Annotated in this window: 16 protein-coding genes; 5 read left to right on the forward strand and 11 right to left on the reverse strand. The window is 68.9% G+C overall.

Features of this window, described 5'->3' with window-relative positions; genetic code table 11:
- The first annotated feature begins 88 nt into the window (after positions 1-88).
- Positions 89-484: a VOC family protein gene (locus tag AC2YHT_RS03210; RefSeq protein ID WP_487288144.1), complete on the forward strand. Its 396-nt coding sequence runs from the start codon at positions 89-91 to the stop codon at positions 482-484.
- 163 nt (positions 485-647) lie between these two features.
- Here AC2YHT_RS03210 and AC2YHT_RS03215 read toward each other — a convergent pair whose 3' ends face one another.
- The 3 genes from AC2YHT_RS03215 to AC2YHT_RS03225 all read right to left on the reverse strand — a co-directional run bounded on the left by AC2YHT_RS03215 (position 648) and on the right by AC2YHT_RS03225 (position 3,881).
- Positions 648-1,844 carry a hypothetical protein gene (locus AC2YHT_RS03215; protein ID WP_487288145.1) on the reverse strand — a complete coding sequence of 399 codons (1,197 nt, stop codon included), beginning with the start codon at positions 1,842-1,844 and terminating at the stop codon, positions 648-650.
- An 84-nt stretch (positions 1,845-1,928) separates the two neighbouring features.
- A complete protein-coding gene (locus AC2YHT_RS03220) occupies positions 1,929-3,146 on the reverse strand; it encodes a hypothetical protein (protein ID WP_487288146.1) in 1,218 nt (405 codons plus the stop codon).
- Positions 3,147-3,290: 144 nt separating this feature from the next.
- Complete coding sequence (locus tag AC2YHT_RS03225; RefSeq protein ID WP_487288147.1) at positions 3,291-3,881, reverse strand: GNAT family N-acetyltransferase; 591 nt, start codon at positions 3,879-3,881, stop codon at positions 3,291-3,293.
- 168 nt (positions 3,882-4,049) lie between these two features.
- On the opposite strand from AC2YHT_RS03225, the gene AC2YHT_RS03230 reads away from it, so the two are divergent.
- Entirely contained in the window at positions 4,050-5,354 is a 1,305-nt protein-coding gene (locus AC2YHT_RS03230) for an acyl-CoA dehydrogenase family protein (RefSeq protein WP_110119093.1), read from the forward strand.
- Here AC2YHT_RS03230 and AC2YHT_RS03235 read toward each other — a convergent pair.
- The 4 genes from AC2YHT_RS03235 to AC2YHT_RS03250 all read right to left on the reverse strand — a co-directional run bounded on the left by AC2YHT_RS03235 (position 5,351) and on the right by AC2YHT_RS03250 (position 8,693).
- A complete protein-coding gene (locus tag AC2YHT_RS03235; protein WP_487288148.1) occupies positions 5,351-6,325 on the reverse strand; it encodes a hypothetical protein in 975 nt (324 codons plus the stop codon). The two genes, AC2YHT_RS03230 and AC2YHT_RS03235, sit on opposite strands and share 4 nt — an antisense overlap.
- Before the next feature lie 69 nt (positions 6,326-6,394).
- Positions 6,395-7,336 carry a bifunctional riboflavin kinase/FAD synthetase gene (locus AC2YHT_RS03240; RefSeq protein WP_487288149.1) on the reverse strand — a complete coding sequence of 314 codons (942 nt, stop codon included), beginning with the start codon at positions 7,334-7,336 and terminating at the stop codon, positions 6,395-6,397.
- A 14-nt stretch (positions 7,337-7,350) separates the two neighbouring features.
- Positions 7,351-7,770: a MaoC family dehydratase gene (locus AC2YHT_RS03245; protein WP_487288150.1), complete on the reverse strand. Its 420-nt coding sequence runs from the start codon at positions 7,768-7,770 to the stop codon at positions 7,351-7,353.
- 62 nt (positions 7,771-7,832) lie between these two features.
- Positions 7,833-8,693 carry a TIGR01459 family HAD-type hydrolase gene (locus tag AC2YHT_RS03250; RefSeq protein ID WP_487288151.1) on the reverse strand — a complete coding sequence of 287 codons (861 nt, stop codon included), beginning with the start codon at positions 8,691-8,693 and terminating at the stop codon, positions 7,833-7,835.
- A 289-nt stretch (positions 8,694-8,982) separates the two neighbouring features.
- On the opposite strand from AC2YHT_RS03250, the gene AC2YHT_RS03255 reads away from it, so the two are divergent.
- Complete coding sequence (locus AC2YHT_RS03255; protein WP_487288152.1) at positions 8,983-10,101, forward strand: YadA-like family protein; 1,119 nt, start codon at positions 8,983-8,985, stop codon at positions 10,099-10,101.
- A gap of 98 nt (positions 10,102-10,199) precedes the next feature.
- On the opposite strand, the gene AC2YHT_RS03260 is transcribed toward AC2YHT_RS03255, so the two are convergent.
- The 4 genes from AC2YHT_RS03260 to tipF form a co-directional block, all read right to left on the reverse strand.
- Entirely contained in the window at positions 10,200-10,886 is a 687-nt protein-coding gene (locus tag AC2YHT_RS03260; RefSeq protein ID WP_487288153.1) for a 2OG-Fe(II) oxygenase, read from the reverse strand.
- Positions 10,883-11,647 carry a methylated-DNA--[protein]-cysteine S-methyltransferase gene (locus AC2YHT_RS03265; RefSeq protein ID WP_487288154.1) on the reverse strand — a complete coding sequence of 255 codons (765 nt, stop codon included), beginning with the start codon at positions 11,645-11,647 and terminating at the stop codon, positions 10,883-10,885. The genes AC2YHT_RS03260 and AC2YHT_RS03265 overlap by 4 nt, the downstream gene beginning before the upstream one ends.
- Positions 11,648-11,718: 71 nt before the next feature.
- Entirely contained in the window at positions 11,719-12,186 is a 468-nt protein-coding gene (locus AC2YHT_RS03270) for a nuclear transport factor 2 family protein (RefSeq protein WP_487288155.1), read from the reverse strand.
- A gap of 144 nt (positions 12,187-12,330) precedes the next feature.
- Positions 12,331-13,602, reverse strand: a complete 1,272-nt coding sequence (gene tipF / locus AC2YHT_RS03275) for a flagella assembly cyclic-di-GMP phosphodiesterase TipF (RefSeq protein ID WP_110119100.1) — start codon at positions 13,600-13,602, stop codon at positions 12,331-12,333.
- 199 nt (positions 13,603-13,801) lie between these two features.
- On the opposite strand from tipF, the gene AC2YHT_RS03280 reads away from it, so the two are divergent.
- Entirely contained in the window at positions 13,802-14,122 is a 321-nt protein-coding gene (locus AC2YHT_RS03280) for a FeoA family protein (protein WP_487288156.1), read from the forward strand.
- Complete coding sequence (gene feoB, locus AC2YHT_RS03285; RefSeq protein WP_487288157.1) at positions 14,119-15,990, forward strand: ferrous iron transport protein B; 1,872 nt, start codon at positions 14,119-14,121, stop codon at positions 15,988-15,990. Before AC2YHT_RS03280 ends, feoB begins: the two co-directional genes overlap by 4 nt.
- Positions 15,991-16,017 lie beyond the last annotated feature (27 nt).

A 16,017-nucleotide genomic window follows, 5' to 3' on the forward strand; every position in this document is an offset into this window, starting at 1 on the left:
GGTTACCGACAGGCGCCTTTGCGGTTGCAGCCAGACGTCGCACGAACCTCGGTCTTTCCGATGCGTTGTGGCGGGGGAGGAGATCGTCATGCAGATCCATCGCGGCCGGCTGATCGACCATGTCCACCTGCGCGCCAGGGACCTGGAGGCGACCAAACGTTTCTACCGGGCGGTGCTGGAGGCTCTGGGCGTTCCTTTCGACGACGCCGAGGATCACCTGTCGGCCGACGAGCTGTGGATCGACGCCGGCGAGCCGGCCACCCACGTGCATCTCGCTTTCCAGGCCAGCGACCAGGAGACCGTGCGGCGCTTTCACGCGGCGGGACTGGCGGCCGGCGGACGCGACAACGGCGGGCCGGGCGAGCGGCCTTACCACCCCGGCTACTACGCCGCCTTCCTGTGGGATCCCGACGGCAACAACATCGAGGCGGTGTTCCACGGCCCGGCCCAGCGCTCGGCCGACAGCGTGGTGTTCACGTTCTGAAGGGCGCCGCCCCCAAAATCCGTCCTTCCCCGCGAAGGCGGGGATCCAAGCTGACTCTCGGGGTGAGGCGCGGCCGTGGACTGACTTCGAGCTCGGCTTGGATCCCCGCCTTCGCGGGGATGCTCGGAGAAAAATTAGCCCAGGTCGTGAATGTCGATTGGCCCTAAGCCGCCGCCTCGGCGGTCCAGCCGTAGAGCGGCAGCTGGCCGCGCGGATAGGGCGCGACGGTGGTCGGGGCTTCCAGCAGTTCGGTGACCATGCCGCCGCTGACGAACGAGGCGCCCTGGTCCAGGGCGGCGGCCAGTTCGCGGGGGCCGCGCAGGTCGCTGACGCCCTGCCAGACCTGGCGGCGGCGATAGAGCGGACCGTCCTTGAGGAAGCGGGCGATGGCGGCCAGGCGGTTGGCATCGGTGTCGCCCTCGGGGGTGAAGGTGATGCTGGCGGCCAGGGTCGGGGGCAGGTCCTCGACCTGGAAGGCCGGGTCGCTGACCCGCAGGTCCAGCCGGCTGAAATAGGGATCAAGGAACGCCTTCAACTGGCGCAGGGCGACCAGGGACGGGGCGCGGGGCACGCCGTAGACGCCCGCCGCCAGCCGTCCGCGCAGGTCGCCGGGCAGGGCGCGCAGGCGGCTCTCAAGCTCGGCCCGCAGGCCCGGCTTCAGCACCGACGAAAAGCCGATCGGCACGTAGGCGACGCCGGTGTTGGGGCCGAGCGCGGCGATCGCGCCCTTGAGGATCGCCATGTCGTGCAGGGCGCGCTGGCCGTCGACATAGGTCTCGTAGGCGACGCCGGCGTGGCCCGCCTCGCGCCAGACGGCGACGTTGCCGACGAAGAGCTGGCGGCCGGTGTGATAGACGCCGCGCCAGGCGACCCGGGCCGGCAGCGGGCGCGGGCACAGGCGGGCCAGGGCCTCCATGGTCGGCACGCCGGTGATCGGGCCGCCCACCGGCATGACCGAGCGCACCTCGCGCGGGGTGATGCGGCAGACGCGGCCGGCCAGGGAGGCGTCCTCCTCGCCGGACAGCAGCAGGGTGAGCTGGCGGGCGGGCAGGCCGGCGAAGCGCATGACTTCGTGCTGGTCGCCCTCGAACATCAGCATGACGATCTCGCCGGCGTCGTCGTCGCCGAACAGGCGGTGCTGGAGAGCGCGGGCCAGGGCCTGGAGTTCGCGGGCGTCCAGCCGCGTGGCGCGCGGATCGGCCAGCACGAACGAGAACGGGGCCACCAGCCCATGGCGGCGCGGCGCCGTCCAGGCGGTCTTCAGGTGCTCGGCGGCGACCTTGGCGACGAGGGCGGCGTTACGCTCGGTCTCGGCGGGATCGTCCCCGACGAAGACCTTCAGGCAGGCAATGGCGGTCATGCCGCGCAGGTTGCGCGAACGAGGTTATCACGCGTTATAGGTCAGCTGCGACCCAGCGTCGCGAACGCCGGTTTTTGAGTGCGCCTAGGCCGCCCGGAGCGGCAGTTCCTGGGTCGCGCCCAGGGCCGGCGGCTTGTCGAGCAGGGCGCTGACGGCCGGACCGGCGGCGAAGCGCAGGCCGGCGGCGCGGCAGGCGTCCAGTTCCTTGGCGCTGCGCACGCCCAGCACCGCCTGGCGCACGCCCTTGCCGCGATAGATCGACTGGCGCGAGGCGAAGAGAGCGATGGCCTTGATCCGCTCGGCGTCGGACTCGTCGCCCAGTTCCAGCGAGATGCTGGAGGCGATGTCGCCCGGCAGGGTGTTCACCGGGAAGTTCGGATCGGAGATGCAGAGATCGATGAAGGCGAACGAGCCCTGCAGGAAGCCGCGGATCTGTTGCAGCAGGCCCATCGAGGGCTCGCGCGGGGTGTCGTAGACGCTGGCCCCCAGACGCGGCTGCAGGTCGAGCGGGAAGCGCGACAGCCGGCGCTTGTAGGCCTCCTGCGAGGCCGGGGTGGTCAGGTTCCAGAAGCTGAGCGGCAGGAACAGCGCGCCGTCGCCGTTCTTGACCGTCGGGAAGCCGAACTGGGCGTCGTTGAGACCGGTGAGGTCGCGGGCCAGCAGGTCGGAATCCTCGGTCGGACGCGGCGCGGCGAGATCGGCCTTGTGGCCCAGCAGGGCGCCGACCACGGTCTCGCCGGGCAGGTGATAGATGGCGCTCCAGCCGGTGGTCAGCGGCGCGGCGGGCTTGGCCGGCGCGACGGCGGCGATGGGGCGGACCGGGGCGGGCGGCTTGGCGGCGGCTTTCGCGGGGACGGGCGTCGGCTCGGGCGCGGCGGCCGGAGCGCTGGGCACCGCGCGGATCTCCTCGGCGGTGATCACCTGCACGTGGCCCGGGGCGCCGGAATAGCCGCGGCCGGCCATCAGGCCCGCCAGTTCGCCTTGCGACAGGCTGGCGAACTGCAGCACGGCGTTCTCGTCGCCCTCGAAAGTCATCAGGCAGACCTGGCCGCTCTTGCGGCCGGGGAACAGCGAGGTCTCCAGCTCGATGGCCAGGGCCTGCATCTCGGTGGGATCAAGCTGCTCGGCCTTGGTGTCGGCCAGCACGAAGGCCAGGGGCGCGACGACGCCGTAGCGGCGCGGGGCCTTCCAGCGATGCTTGAGATAAAGGTCGGCCGCGACCTCTACCTGAGCAGGAGGAACGCTGGCGCCCGCCGTCTCCGCGGCGGTGAGCAGGATACGCAGGCAGGCAATGGCCGTCATGATCGACAATCTGACGGCCAATGCTTGGCGAAATCCTTACAAAGCAAGGATAACGTCGGTTTTTCTTATTTCGTCCAGGTATAGCTGCGGCAGGTTGTCGCGATCGCCGGAAGCTCTACCTGACGACGACCCGCCGCGACAGGCTCAGACGAAGTCCTCGCTGAGGCGGAACTCCAGGCGCTGCTTGACGCCCGGCCAGTCGAAATCGGTGATCGAGAACACGGCCGTGTCGCGCACGTGGCCGGTCCAGGTGATCTTGTGGCTGCGCAGCACGCCTTCCTTGCTGGCGCCCAGCTTCTCGACCGCGGCCTGGCTGCGGGCGTTGCGGACGTCGATGTTGAACTCCACGCGGATGACGCCGGAGTCGAAGGCGTGGCCCAGCAGCAGGCGCTTGGACTCCGGGTTCACCGGGCCCGAGCGGGCGCTGGGGTGCAGGAAGGTCGAGCCGATCTCCAGGCCCTTGTGCAGGCGGCGGATGTTCAGATAGCTCGACGTGCCGACGATCTTGCCGTCCGACTTGCGGCGGATGGCGAAGCCGACGCGCTCGCCGCGGTCGCTCTCACCCAGCAGCGCGCCCCACCAGTCCTCGAAGCCTTCGCCGCAGCCGTTGACCGACATGATCTCCCAGCTCTCGGGATCGCAGTCGATGGCGCCGCGCAGCTCGTCGCGCAGTTCCGGAGTGATCGGTTCCAGCCGGACGTAGCGGCCTTCGAGGGGCTTGATGGTCAGGTTCATGCCGGTGTTTTCCGTCAGGAGCGGGCGGCTGACAAGCCGCCAGGCGAGGATCCGGGGCTGAAGCGGCGGGATCGTTCAAAATGGCCCCGCATCGCCCGCTTGCCGCGCCCGTAAACTCGGTGTTACAACATCTTCAAACAAGTGTTTGAACCAGGGATCGGGAACGCCATGGACTTCGACATCTCTCCCCGTCAGCGGGAATTCCTCGACCGGGTGAACGCCTTCATCGAGGACCACGTGCGGCCGGCGATCCCGACCTACGAGGCCGAGATGGACGTTCCGGCCGACCAGCGCTGGAAGGTCGTCCAGGTGCTGGAGGAACTGAAGGGCAAGGCCAAGGCCGCCGGCCTGTGGAACTTCTTCATGCCGCCGCACAGCGGCCAGGTGCATGTCGACGACACCTTCGAGTTCGAGGGCGTGCAGCTGACCAACCTCGAATACAGCCTGATCGCCGAACAGCTGGGCAAGATCGGCTTCGCCTCCGAGGTCTTCAACTGCTCGGCGCCCGACACCGGCAACATGGAAGTGCTGATGCGCTACGGCACGCTGGCGCAGAAGGAGCGCTGGCTGCGGCCGCTGATGAACGGCCAGATCCGCTCGGCCTTCCTGATGACCGAGCCGGAGGTGGCCAGCTCCGACGCCACCAACATCGAGACCCGCATCGAGCGCGACGGCGACGACTACGTGATCAACGGCCGCAAGTGGTGGTCCTCGGGCGTGGGCGATCCGCGCTGCAAGGTCGCCATCGTCATGGGCAAGACCGATCCGACCGCCTCCACCCACCAGCAGCAGAGCCAGATCCTGGTGCCGCTGGACGCGCCGGGCATCGAGGTGGTGCGCATGCTGCCGGTGTTCGGCTTCGACGACGCCCCGCACGGCCATGCCGAGGTGATCCTCAAGGACGTCCGCGTGCCGGTAGAGGACGGGCTGATCCTGGGCGAGGGCCGCGGTTTCGAGATCGCCCAAGGCCGCCTTGGCCCCGGCCGCATCCACCACTGCATGCGCACCATCGGCGCGGCGGAAGTGGCGCTGGAGAAGATGGTCAAGCGCCTGATGACCCGGAAGGCCTTCGGCAAGTACATCTCCGAGCAGTCGGTGTGGGAGCAGCGCATCGCCGAGGCCCGCATCGACATCGAGATGTGCCGCCTGCTGTGTCTGAAGGCCGCCGACATGATGGACAAGGCCGGCAACAAGGCAGCCCGGCTCGAGATCGCCATGATCAAGGTCGCCGCGCCGCGCATCGCCCTGAAGGTGATCGACGACGCCATCCAGGCCCACGGCGGCGGCGGCGTCACCACCGACTTCGGCCTGGCCAAGCTCTATGCCGGCATCCGCACCCTGCGCCTGGCCGATGGCCCCGACGAAGTGCACTGCCGCACGATCGCGCGGATGGAATATTCGAAGTACGGCGACCTGGCCTTCAAGCAGAAGGCCGAGCGCGAAGCGGCTCTGCACGTGCCGGGGATCCGCTAGGGCTTAGGAGCGGCCGCTTTAGCCATCTTGATCCTGGCGACGAGGAGTCGGGCGTCGCCGATGGTTTCGAGCGGCGCCCGCTTCGTGCAGGCGATGGCCCAGATCGCCTCGGTCGGGCCGCCCGCCACGACCGGGGCGGCGGGCTCGGTGACCTTCTGTAGAGCCGGCCCCGGTTCTTCGTCGCTAGCTTCGAACGGCCAGCGCCGCACGGTCTGGATCGCAATCGTCCTTTCGCGGCAGTCGGCCTCGAAATCGCGGAAGGCATAGGCGGGGCGGTCGTCGTGGTTTTCCGGGACTGTTGAGGTCATGGTCCAGATGGACCGTCCTCTCACCTTGTCCTTCTTCTTATCGGCGAAGGTGGCGGCGGGCGATGTCAGCACCATGCGCTGCGGCCCCGACCATATGAGATCGTAGGACGTCCCCGCGCCCTGGGCCCGCACTGGAGTGTCGACGCTCATAGGGGCGGGGCTTATCAGAAGCGGAGCCTTGGGGCGGTGCGTGAAGGCGTCCGCCGCGTCGGCGTAGCCCAGTCGCCGCGCGCCCTCTTCCATCGTCGCGGCGATGTCCATCCCGCCCTGGGGCGCTTCTCCGCGACAGGCCTGACGAGCGATCGTCGCTACGGCGTCGTCGAAAAGGAAGCGCCAAGCGTCCCAGGCGGGAGCTTTGGCGTTGGGGTTGCGATTTCCGGTGGCGGGGAGCCTTTCGATCCAGGCGTTTGACTGCGCGCGCCAGCCGCAATCGAGCCGAACGGCGATGAGGTTGGCGAGCCCATTGTTGGCTTTGGTCTCACCCGGCACGAGGACCAGGGTCTCGAACTCCACCATGTCGCCGTTACGGACGATCGTGGCGGGGTTCCAGTAGGTCAGACTCTTCGATGGCGCAGCCGTCTCTGCCGGAAGCCAGCCGGCCGCAGCCGGGGTGGCGGCCGCGAGCGCCGCGAGCAGGCCGACGATGGAAAATGTCTTCGGCATGCGGCGGCTCTCCATAGTTGAGCTTGGAGATCTAGAGTGCTCGCTGCGTGAGTGGCAAGCGCCGTGCCGTCAGAATGTCGGCGCGACGATCGCCCGGGCCTGGGTTTCGTCGCAGCGGATCTGGTCGATCATCAGTTCGATGCTGTCGAACTTCAGTTCGGGACGCAGGAAGGCGATCAGCTGGGTTTCGATGACCTGGCCGTAGAGGTCTTCGTCGAAGTCGAACAGCCAGGTCTCCAGCCGGGTCTCGACCTCGCCGGTGGTCGGGTTGTTGCCGAGGTTGGCCACGCCCGGGATCACCCGGCCGTCGGGCAGGCGGGTGCGGGTGGCGTAGACGCCGAGCTTGGGCACCACATAGTCGACGATCTCGACATTGGCGGTGGGAAAGCCCAGCTGGCGGCCCAGCTGCTGGCCGCGCCGCACCACGCCCTCGATGGCGAAGGGACGGCCGAGGATCCGGGCGGCTTCTTCCGGCTTGCCGGCCCGCAGGGCCTCGCGGACGCCCGTGGACGAGAACTTCTCGCCGTCGCGATTGGCCACGGGTTCGGCGACCGAAACCGAGAAGCCCAGCTCCTCGCCATAGGCCTTCATCGCCTCGGGGCTGCCGGTGCGGCCCTTGCCGAACGAGATGTCGAAGCCGACGGCCACGTGTCGGATGCCCAGGCCGTCGTGCAGCACGCGCTCGGCGAAGGCCCGGTCGTCCAGCGTGGCCATCTCGAAGTCGAACGGCAGCAGGTAGAGGAAGTCGACGCCCAGATCGCTGAGCAGGCGGGCCTGCTGCTCGACCGTCATCAGCCGGAAGGCCGGCTCGGTGGGGCGGAAGAGGCGGCGGGGGTGCGGGTCGAAGGTGACCACGCCCAGCGGGACCTTCAGTTCGCGCGCGGCCCGGGCGGCCTCGGCGATCACCTGCTGGTGGCCGCGATGGACGCCGTCGAAATTGCCCAGCGCCACGGCCGCGCCCTTCTCCTCGGGGGAGACGTCCTTCCAGCCGTGGACGATCTTCAGGCGCACGCGCGCATCCATGCTCAGGCGCCCTTCTTCGGAACCAGGACCACGGCCTCGCCGTCGACCACGGCCTTCTTGCCGACGATGCAGGTGGTGGAGAGGGTGACGCGGCCCTTGGCCTCGTCGATGGCGGTGACCGCGACCTTGACCACGACGGTGTCGCCGATGCGCACCGGCCGCTTGAAGTTCAGCGATTGCGACAGATAGACCGCGCCCGGACCGGGCAGGCTGGTGCCCAGCGCCGCCGAGATGTAGCCGGCCGACAGCATGCCGTGGGCGATGCGCTCGCCGAAGCTGGTGCTCGCCGCATAGTCGGCGTCGAGGTGGACGGGGTTGGTGTCGCCGGTCACGTCGGCGAAGGCCTGGATGTCGGCCTCGCCCACGGTGCGGCTGAGTTCGGCGCTCTGGCCGACGCTCAAGTCCTCGAGAAAGAGACCCATGCGATCCCCGATCCTGCGTTCTTATTGCTCTTAGACGGGCTTTGTAGCGCGCCGGGTGGGGTTCACCAGACCAGATCGGCGATGGCGTGGGTCGCGCCGACGCTTTCGGCGGCCAGCAGCTTGGCCACGGCCTCGGGCGACAGCAGGCCGTCGGGGCCGAGGGCCTTCTCGCCGTGGATGCCCTTGGCGATGAACAGGCAGGCCAGCTTCTGGTTCTCGGCGCCCAGCACGTCGGTGATGACGCCGTCGCCGATGCACAGCACGCGGGAGCGATCCACCGGGCCGCCCTTCAGGCGCTCGGCCTGCGCCAGGGCCAGGTCGTAGATCGCCGCGAACGGCTTGCCGGCCATCACCACCTTGCCGCCCAGCTCCTCATAGAGGTCGGCCAGGGCGCCGGCGCAGTAGATCAGCTTGTCGCCGCGCTGCACCACCCGGTCGGGATTGGCGCAGATGAACAGCAGGCCGCGGTCGGCGGCGACCTTCAGGCGGTCGCGATAGTCCTCGGGGACTTCGGTCTCGTCGTTATAGAGGCCCGAGCACAGGATGAAGTCGGCGTCCTCGCAGCCGGCCAGCGTCAGGTCGAGGCCCGCCCACAGCGGCGCGTCGCGGTCGGGGCCGACCTTCCAGACCTTCTTGCCGGCCTGGGGCGTCAGCAGCGAGCGGGTGGCGTCGCCGCTGGTGACGAAGGCGCTCCAGGCCTCGCGCTGCACCTTCAGGCCGTCCAGCTGCGACAGCACGTCGGGCGAGGGGCGGGGGGCGTTGGAGATCAGCACCACCGGGCCGTGGTCGCGATTGAAGCGCTCGAGGGCGTCGCAGGCTTCCGGGAAGTTGCGCACGCCGTTGTGGATCACGCCCCACACGTCGCAGAGCACCACGTCGTAGCGGTCGGTCAGGGCGGAAAGGCCGGCGGGAAAGTCGATCATGGCAGGGCGGGTACCGGGCGAGAGTCCGAGCGTCAATGGCGGGCGAGCGGCGAGCCGGAGAGGGGCGCGGCCACGCTTCGCATGTGGTGATCACCCGCTAAGATATCAACAGCTTCTGTTGATAGGTATTTCGCTCAAAATGGGAAGTAACGTTGTTCGTTATTGTAGGTAATTTATCTACGGAATTTAATAATCTGCGATTCACCTTACAATAAGAAATGGCGACTATTTCTCATCAACAGGGGGCGGCGGAAGAATTCCGAGCCTGTTTTGTAAGTGAGTTAGTATCATGCGTAGCGTTGCTAAGAAGTCGGCTCTGTTCTGCTCGGCCGTCGTGGTCTCGTTCTTCGCCGCTCAAGGCGCCTTTGCTCAAACCACGGCCGGCACCGGCGCGACCGCCACCGGTTATGACACCGCCGCCGTCGGCGCGTACGCCACGGCCGGCGGCGATTACGCCAACGCCGTGGGCGCGGGCGCCACGGCTAACGGCAGCCACTCGGTGGCGATTGGCCACTACGCCACGGCCAGCGGCGAATCCTCGATCCAGATCGGCTCGCACGGCACCGCTTCGGGCGCCTACTCGACCGTTATCGGCAACTACTCCTCGGCGAGCGGCGACTACAGCTCGGTGCTGGGCGCCAACGCCTACGCCACGGGGGCCAACAGCGTGGCCATCGGCTACGGCTCGATCGCCGATGAAGACAACACCGTCTCGGTCGGCACCTCGACCTCGACCCGCCGCATCACCAACGTTTCGGACGCCGTCAACGACACCGACGCGGTGAACCTGCGCCAGCTGGAAAGCTACAGCGCCTCGACCCTGTCCAGCGCCAACGAATACACCGATACGGCCGTGGCCGGCGTGGTCAGCACCGCCAACGCCTACACCGACACCGTCGCGTCCCAGACGCTGACGACCGCCAACGCCTACACCGACACGGCCGCCGCGGCCGCGGTGACGACGGCCAACACCTATACGGACACGGCCGCCGCCGCCGCCGTGACCACGGCCAACGCCTTCACCACGGCCACCGCCGCCACGACCCTGTCGTCGGCCAACGCCTATACCGACACCAAGGCCGCCGCGACGCTGACCGCCGCCAACGCCTATACCGACTGGCGCGTCGACACCCTGGCCACCCAGATGGACAACCGCATCAACGAGGTCTCCAGCCGCCTGAACGGCGTGGGCGCCATGAGCTCGGCCATGTCGATGATGGCCGCCAACAACGCCGGCCAGGGCGCGGGCCTGACCAACCGTCTGGCCGTGGCCGTCGGCGGCTATCGCGGCCAGGGCGCCATCGCCGTGGGCTACTCGCACAACAGCCGCGCCGTCAGCTACAACGTCGGCTTCTCGGCCACGGGCCGCGACGTGATGAGCGGCGGCAGCGTCGGCTTCGCCTGGTAATCCAGCCCCGATAATTCGGAGCGCAGAAGCGCGAGCCACGCAGAACGCGTGAAACGACACGGCCCCGGAGCTTGCTCCGGGGCCTTTTCGCATGGGGCTCAGGCCGCGTCGTGGAAGATCACGCCGAGCGTGCGCCTTGTTCCGCCGCGCACCTCGCTGACGCCGTGGCGCAGGATCCGGCGGTGGACGCCGCGCGATCCTTCCGCCGGCCGCTCGCGCACGGCGAAGATCACGCCCTCGCCCTGGGCCAGCGGCACGACCTGGGCGGCCGACTGCTGGCGCGGGCGCTGCTCGACCAGCACGAACTCGCCGCCTTCGAAGTCGCGGCCCGGCTCGTCGAGCAGGAAGGCGGCCTGCAAGGGAAACACGTGCTCGCCGTAGAGGTCCTGGTGCAGGCAGTTGTAGTCGCCCGGGCCGTAGGTCAGCAGCAGGGGCGTCGGCCGCGCCTGGCCCGCGCCGTGACAGCGGTCGAGCATGGCCGCCAGATCCTCCGGAAAGCGTCGCGCCTCGCCCAGCCGCTGCATCCAGCCGTTGGCGATGCGGGCCAGCGGCGGATAGAGGCCGGCCCGCAGCTTCTGCACCGTCTCGGGCAGGGGATAGGCGAAGTACTTGTACTCGCCGCGCCCGAAGCCGTGGCGGGCCATGACCACCCGGCTGCGGAACGGCGCCTCCTCGGCGTAGAGCCCGGCCAGGCGGCCGCAGGTCTCCGGCGTCAGCACCGGGCCCGTGGTCGCCCAGCCGCGGGCGTCGAGTTCGGCGGCGATGCGGGTCCAGTCCAGGTTCAAGCCGCCACCTCCCTGGCGACGCCTTCCCGCGCCAGCAGCGCCTGCTTTCGCTCGACGCCCCAGCGGTAGCCGGACAGTGCGCCGTCCGAACGCACCACCCGGTGGCAGGGCGTCAGCACGGCGACGGGATTGGCCCCGCAGGCCTGGGCCACGGCCCGCACGGCCGAGGGCCGGCCTATGGCGCGCGCCACCTGGGCATAGGAGGCGGTGGTCCCGGCCGGGATGTCGCGCAGGGCCTTCCAGACGGCGCGCTGCAAATCCGTGCCGCGCTCGTCGAGCGCCAGGGGGAGCGCCAGGTCGCCGGGGCGGCCGCTGTCGATGGCGGCGACCAGGGCGGCGAGGGCGGGGCCGGCGGCGGCGTCATCCTCCAGCAACCGGGCGCGGGGGAAGCGGGCGGCCAGGTCCTCGCGCATCTCCGCGCGGTCCCAGCCCATGATCAGCAGGGCCAGACCCGTTTCGGAGGTCGCCGCCAGGGCCAGGCCCAGCGGGGTGTCGCCGAAGCCGTAGCTGAGGGTCTCGATCGGCTCGTCGGGCCGGCAGCGCAGGCAGGGGCGCAGGCCCGCCGCCCGGGCGGCCTCGCGGGTGTCATGGAAGGCGACGTTCTTGCGCAGCGGGCGGCCTGAGCAGCTGGGGCGGCAATAGACGCCGGTGGTGCGCACGCCGCAGAAGAAGGCGCCGTCGGCGGCGCGGTCGCGGCGCTCGATCGCGGCCCAGCGGGCTTCGTCGGTGGGATAGGCGTTGGTCAGATCGGCGGTGGTCATGTCGGGCTCCTTTCGGATCTGAGCCCACCATCGCGCCGTCGCCCGCGCCCGTCATTCCGATGCTTGCGGTCTCAGCGTTCCGCCGCCGTGGCCGTGCGATGGCCGTAGCTGAGCACCCGCGTGGCGATCCAGGTCTCGCCCTGCCGCTTCCAGACGATCACGAACTTGGCGATGCCGGCGCAGCCCTGGTCCTTCTGGCAGAAGCGGTGCTCGCCCTCCTCGACCGCGCCGAAGTCCTTGATCGGATAGATGCGCAGCGTGCCGGGGATCAGCTCGCGCCGCACCTTGCCGCAGATGTACTTGCGGGTGTTGTCGATCACCGACTGGCGCTCCCAGGTGACGCCGCCCTCGTCGTGATAGAACTCGACGTCGGGCGCGAAGGCCGCGCCGAAGGTTTCCAGGTCGCAGGCGTTGTAGGCGTCGAAGACCCTGCGGTCCTGGGCCGTGATCGTCGCGGTCAGCGACGGTTCGGCCGCCCATGCCGCGTTCGCCCCGCCCATCGCCGCCAGCAGAGCCGCCGCCATCATCGCCTTGCGCATGATCCCCTCCTTGTCCGTTGGCGAGGAGCTTGGCCGGACAGGGCGGTGAGAGCCGAGTGAATTCCGGCTCATGACGCAGGCTTAATGCGAAACCGCCGCCCGGTGGCCCGGACGGCGGTCGAAAGGATCAGGTTTCTGGAAGGCCTACCAGTTGGCGGCGCGGCGGCGCAGCGGGGCCTGGACGAAGTCGGCCGGCGGGGCGGTCTCGGCCAGGACGGCGTCGCGGATGGCCCGCGGCTCGCCGAACAGGTGGCCCTGGCCGTAGCCGATGTCGAGATCGAGGATCTCGGCGATCTGGCGCTCGCTCTCGACCTTCTCGGCGATCACCTCGACGCCGTAGCGGCGCATCAGGGCGGCGAAGTCGGCGGCGTTGAGGTCGGGCAGCGAGCTCAGCACCAGCTTGCCGTCCTGCTCTTCCAGCTGCTCGAGGATCATCTCGGCGCCGACCTTGACGAACTTGACGTCGGCGCGGGCCAGGTCCTGGAAGTCGAGGTCCAGGTCGACGATCTTGTCGAGGCTGAACTGGAAGCCCAGGCTGGCCAGGCGGGCCATGTGGCGGGCCTCGACCGGGCCGCGCTGGTTGAAGGCGGTCTGGCCCAGTTCGAAGATCAGCGAGCCGGCCAGGTCCTTGTGGCCCTGCAGGAACTCGAGGAACTGCGGGAAGAAGCTTTCGTCGGCCAGGCTGGCCAGCGAGATGTTGCAGAAGATGCCGACCTTGCGGTCCTGCTTGGCCAGGCGGCGGACGATCTGCACGCAGCGGAACAGCAGCAGGTTGTCGATGGCCGTCATCAGGCCCTCGGACTCGGCGACGGCCAGGTACTCGGCCGGCATCATCACGCGGCCGGTCTCGTCGCGCAGGCGCGAGAAGCTTTCGTAGAAGACGGTGCGGCGCTGGGGCAGGCTGACGACCGGCTGCAGGTAGAGGTCGACGCGGTTCTCGGCCAGGGCGTCCTGGACGATCTCCAGCATGGCGTTGACCGGGGCGGCGACGCGGGCGTTGGCGCTGGCGCTGTGACGGGCGGCCGCGACCTGGTGGGTCAGCTGGCTTTCCAGGCGCTCGCTCATGCGCTGCATCAGGTCTTCGAGCTGGTGGACCTCGCTGGTCAGTTCGGCCGAGCGCTTCTCGGCGTCCTCGGCGACGGTTTCGACCAGGGTGGTCATGCGCGCGTCGATCTTCTCGATCTGCTCGACCAGGATGGAATGGGCTTCGCGCACGGTCTCGATGTCCAGCTTCAGCTGGGCGTTGTCGAAGACGTTGCTGATGATGCCGTGGAACGCGAAGCACAGGCCGAGCGACCCGATGAAGGCCGACAGGCCGACAGCGGGTGTCGCGCCCATGCGCCACAGCAGCAGGGAGACGATCAGAGCCAGGCAGAGGTAGGCGCCGGTCAGAAGAGCCAGCTTGAGCCTTCGCATTTCAGGTCCCTACGAATCGCTTGCAAAAATTAATGCAACCGCTGCGGCCTTGAGTCGAATAGATTAACGCTGCTGGGCCATTACGCCGCGCATCCCCTGTTGATTTTTTTCGAGACCGCCGTTCGCGGCGGCCATCCTTTCGTCGACAGTGGCGGTTAGGGCTGATAATCGTTCGCAACTTTTTGCCGCGAGGCCCCAGATGACCAACGCCGTCCTCACCGCCGACGCCTCCATAGCTTCCGACGCCCCGACCCGCGCCCTGAGCACGGCCGCGCGAGGCGACAAGGGCGTGATCGTGGCGGTGCGCGGCGAGACCGGTTCGCCCGAGGCGGTGGCCGCCGAGGAGCTGGAGCGCCGCCTGCTGGAGATGGGCTTCGTCGAGGGCGCCCGCATCGAGATCCTGCAGGAAGGCCTCTTTGGCCGTGATCCCATCGCCGTGCGGGTGGACGACACCCGCGTGGCCCTGCGCCGCCGCGAGGCGCGCGCCGTGACCGTTCAGTTCGACGGAAAGACGCTTTGACCGACACCGCTATCCGGCCCTCGCGCATCGCGCTGGTCGGCAATCCGAATTCCGGCAAGACCGCGCTGTTCAACGCCCTGACCGGGGCCCGCCAGAAGGTCGCCAACTACGCCGGCGTCACCGTCGAGCGCAAGGAAGGCCAGCTGGTCACGCCGGGCGGCCGCACCGTCAGCGTGCTCGACCTGCCGGGCACCTATTCCCTGCGCGCCCGCAGTCCGGACGAGGTCGTCACCCGCGACGCCGTGCTGGGCCGCCTGGCCGGCGAGACCGCGCCCGACGTGCTGGTCTGCGTGGCCGACGCCACCAACCTGCGCCTCGTTCTGCGCCTGGTGCTCGAGCTGAAGCAGGTCGGCCGGCCGTTCGTCCTGGCCCTCAACATGTTCGACATCGCCCAGCGCCAGGGCCTGCGGATCGACGTCGAGCAGCTGGCCCGCGAGATCGGCGCCCCGATCGTCACTACGGTGGCGACCCGCAAGCGCGGTCTCGACGAACTGCTGACCCAGGTCGATACGCTGACGCTGACCCACTCGGGCGCCGGCGACAACACCTGGCGCGAGCCGAACGCGGGCGAGATCCGCGCCGCCCACGCCGAGGCCCAGCGCATCTTCAAGACCTGCGTGCGCCCGCCCGAGCGTCCCGACACGGTGACCGGCAAGATCGACTCGGTGCTGCTGCATCCGGTGGCGGGCCTGGCGATCCTGTTCACCCTGCTGTTCGTGATGTTCCAGGCGGTGTTCACCTGGGCGACCATCCCGGCCGACGCCATCGACGGCGGCTTCGCCGCGCTCGGCGCCTTCGTCACCGCCCACCTGCCCGAGGGGCTGCTTTCCAGCTTCATCGCCGACGGCCTGATCGCCGGCGTCGGCAGCGTGCTGGTGTTCCTGCCGCCGATCCTGATCCTGTTCTTCTTCATCCTGCTGCTGGAAGACAGCGGCTACATGACCCGCGCGGCCTTCCTGATGGACAAGATCATGGGCGGGGCGGGCCTGCACGGCCGGGCCTTCATCCCGCTGCTGTCGAGCTTCGCCTGCGCGATCCCGGGGATCATGTCCACGCGGGTGATCGACAACAAGCAGGACCGGCTCACCACCATCCTGGTGGCTCCGCTGATGACCTGTTCGGCGCGGATCCCGGTCTACACCCTGATCATCGGCGCCTTCATCCCGCGGACCACGGTCAACGGCCTGTCGCTGCAGGGCCTGGTGATGTTCGGCCTCTACGCCGCCGGCATCGTCTTCGCCCTGCTGGTGTCGTTCGTCATCCGCCGCATCTTCTGGCGGGGCACGGTCGAGCCGTTCATGATGGAGCTGCCGACCTATCGCTGGCCCGAGCCGCGCAACCTGCTGCTGAACCTCTGGACCCGCGCCAAGATCTTCCTGAACCGCGCCGGCCGCATCATCATGCCTCTGATGGTGCTGGTCTGGGTGCTGTCGACCTTCCCCTATCCGCCGGAAGGCGCGACGGGGCCGGCCATCGACTACAGCATCGCCGGGCGCCTGGGCCATTTCCTGGCCCCCGTCATGCAGCCCATTGGTTTTAATTGGCAAATGACCGTGGCCCTGATCCCCGGCATGGCGGCCCGCGAAGTCGCCGTGGCGGCGCTGGGCACGGTCTACGCCGTGGGCGGGGCCGACGGCTCCACCGACGCCCTGTCGGCCACCTTGAACAGCCAGTGGTCGCTGGCCACCGCCCTGGCCTTCCTGGCCTGGTACGTCTTCGCGCCGCAGTGCATGCCCACCCTGGGCGTGGTCAAGCGCGAGACCAACAGCTGGATCTGGCCGACCGTGATGTTCGTCTACATGGTCACCCTGGCCTACCTGGCGGCGTTCGTCGTCTACCACGTGGCCGTGGCGCTCGGGGCGGGGTAGGTCTTGTTCTGCTTGTGTTCTGTGTTA

It is taken from the genome of Caulobacter sp. SRI_008, from assembly GCF_057586355.1.

Bases quoted from the DNA above. Each gene is read 5' to 3' on its own strand.
- AC2YHT_RS03210 (WP_487288144.1), top strand. From the start codon at position 89: ATGCAGATCCATCGCGGCCGGCTGATCGACCATGTCCACCTGCGCGCC.
- AC2YHT_RS03215 (WP_487288145.1), bottom strand. From the start codon at position 1,844: ATGACCGCCATTGCCTGCCTGAAGGTCTTCGTCGGGGACGATCCCGCC.
- AC2YHT_RS03220 (WP_487288146.1), bottom strand. From the start codon at position 3,146: ATGACGGCCATTGCCTGCCTGCGTATCCTGCTCACCGCCGCGGAGACG.
- AC2YHT_RS03225 (WP_487288147.1), bottom strand. From the start codon at position 3,881: ATGAACCTGACCATCAAGCCCCTCGAAGGCCGCTACGTCCGGCTGGAA.
- AC2YHT_RS03230 (WP_110119093.1), top strand. From the start codon at position 4,050: ATGGACTTCGACATCTCTCCCCGTCAGCGGGAATTCCTCGACCGGGTG.
- AC2YHT_RS03235 (WP_487288148.1), bottom strand. From the start codon at position 6,325: ATGCCGAAGACATTTTCCATCGTCGGCCTGCTCGCGGCGCTCGCGGCC.
- AC2YHT_RS03245 (WP_487288150.1), bottom strand. From the start codon at position 7,770: ATGGGTCTCTTTCTCGAGGACTTGAGCGTCGGCCAGAGCGCCGAACTC.
- AC2YHT_RS03250 (WP_487288151.1), bottom strand. From the start codon at position 8,693: ATGATCGACTTTCCCGCCGGCCTTTCCGCCCTGACCGACCGCTACGAC.
- AC2YHT_RS03255 (WP_487288152.1), top strand. From the start codon at position 8,983: ATGCGTAGCGTTGCTAAGAAGTCGGCTCTGTTCTGCTCGGCCGTCGTG.
- AC2YHT_RS03265 (WP_487288154.1), bottom strand. From the start codon at position 11,647: ATGACCACCGCCGATCTGACCAACGCCTATCCCACCGACGAAGCCCGC.
- AC2YHT_RS03270 (WP_487288155.1), bottom strand. From the start codon at position 12,186: ATGCGCAAGGCGATGATGGCGGCGGCTCTGCTGGCGGCGATGGGCGGG.
- tipF (WP_110119100.1), bottom strand. From the start codon at position 13,602: ATGCGAAGGCTCAAGCTGGCTCTTCTGACCGGCGCCTACCTCTGCCTG.
- AC2YHT_RS03280 (WP_487288156.1), top strand. From the start codon at position 13,802: ATGACCAACGCCGTCCTCACCGCCGACGCCTCCATAGCTTCCGACGCC.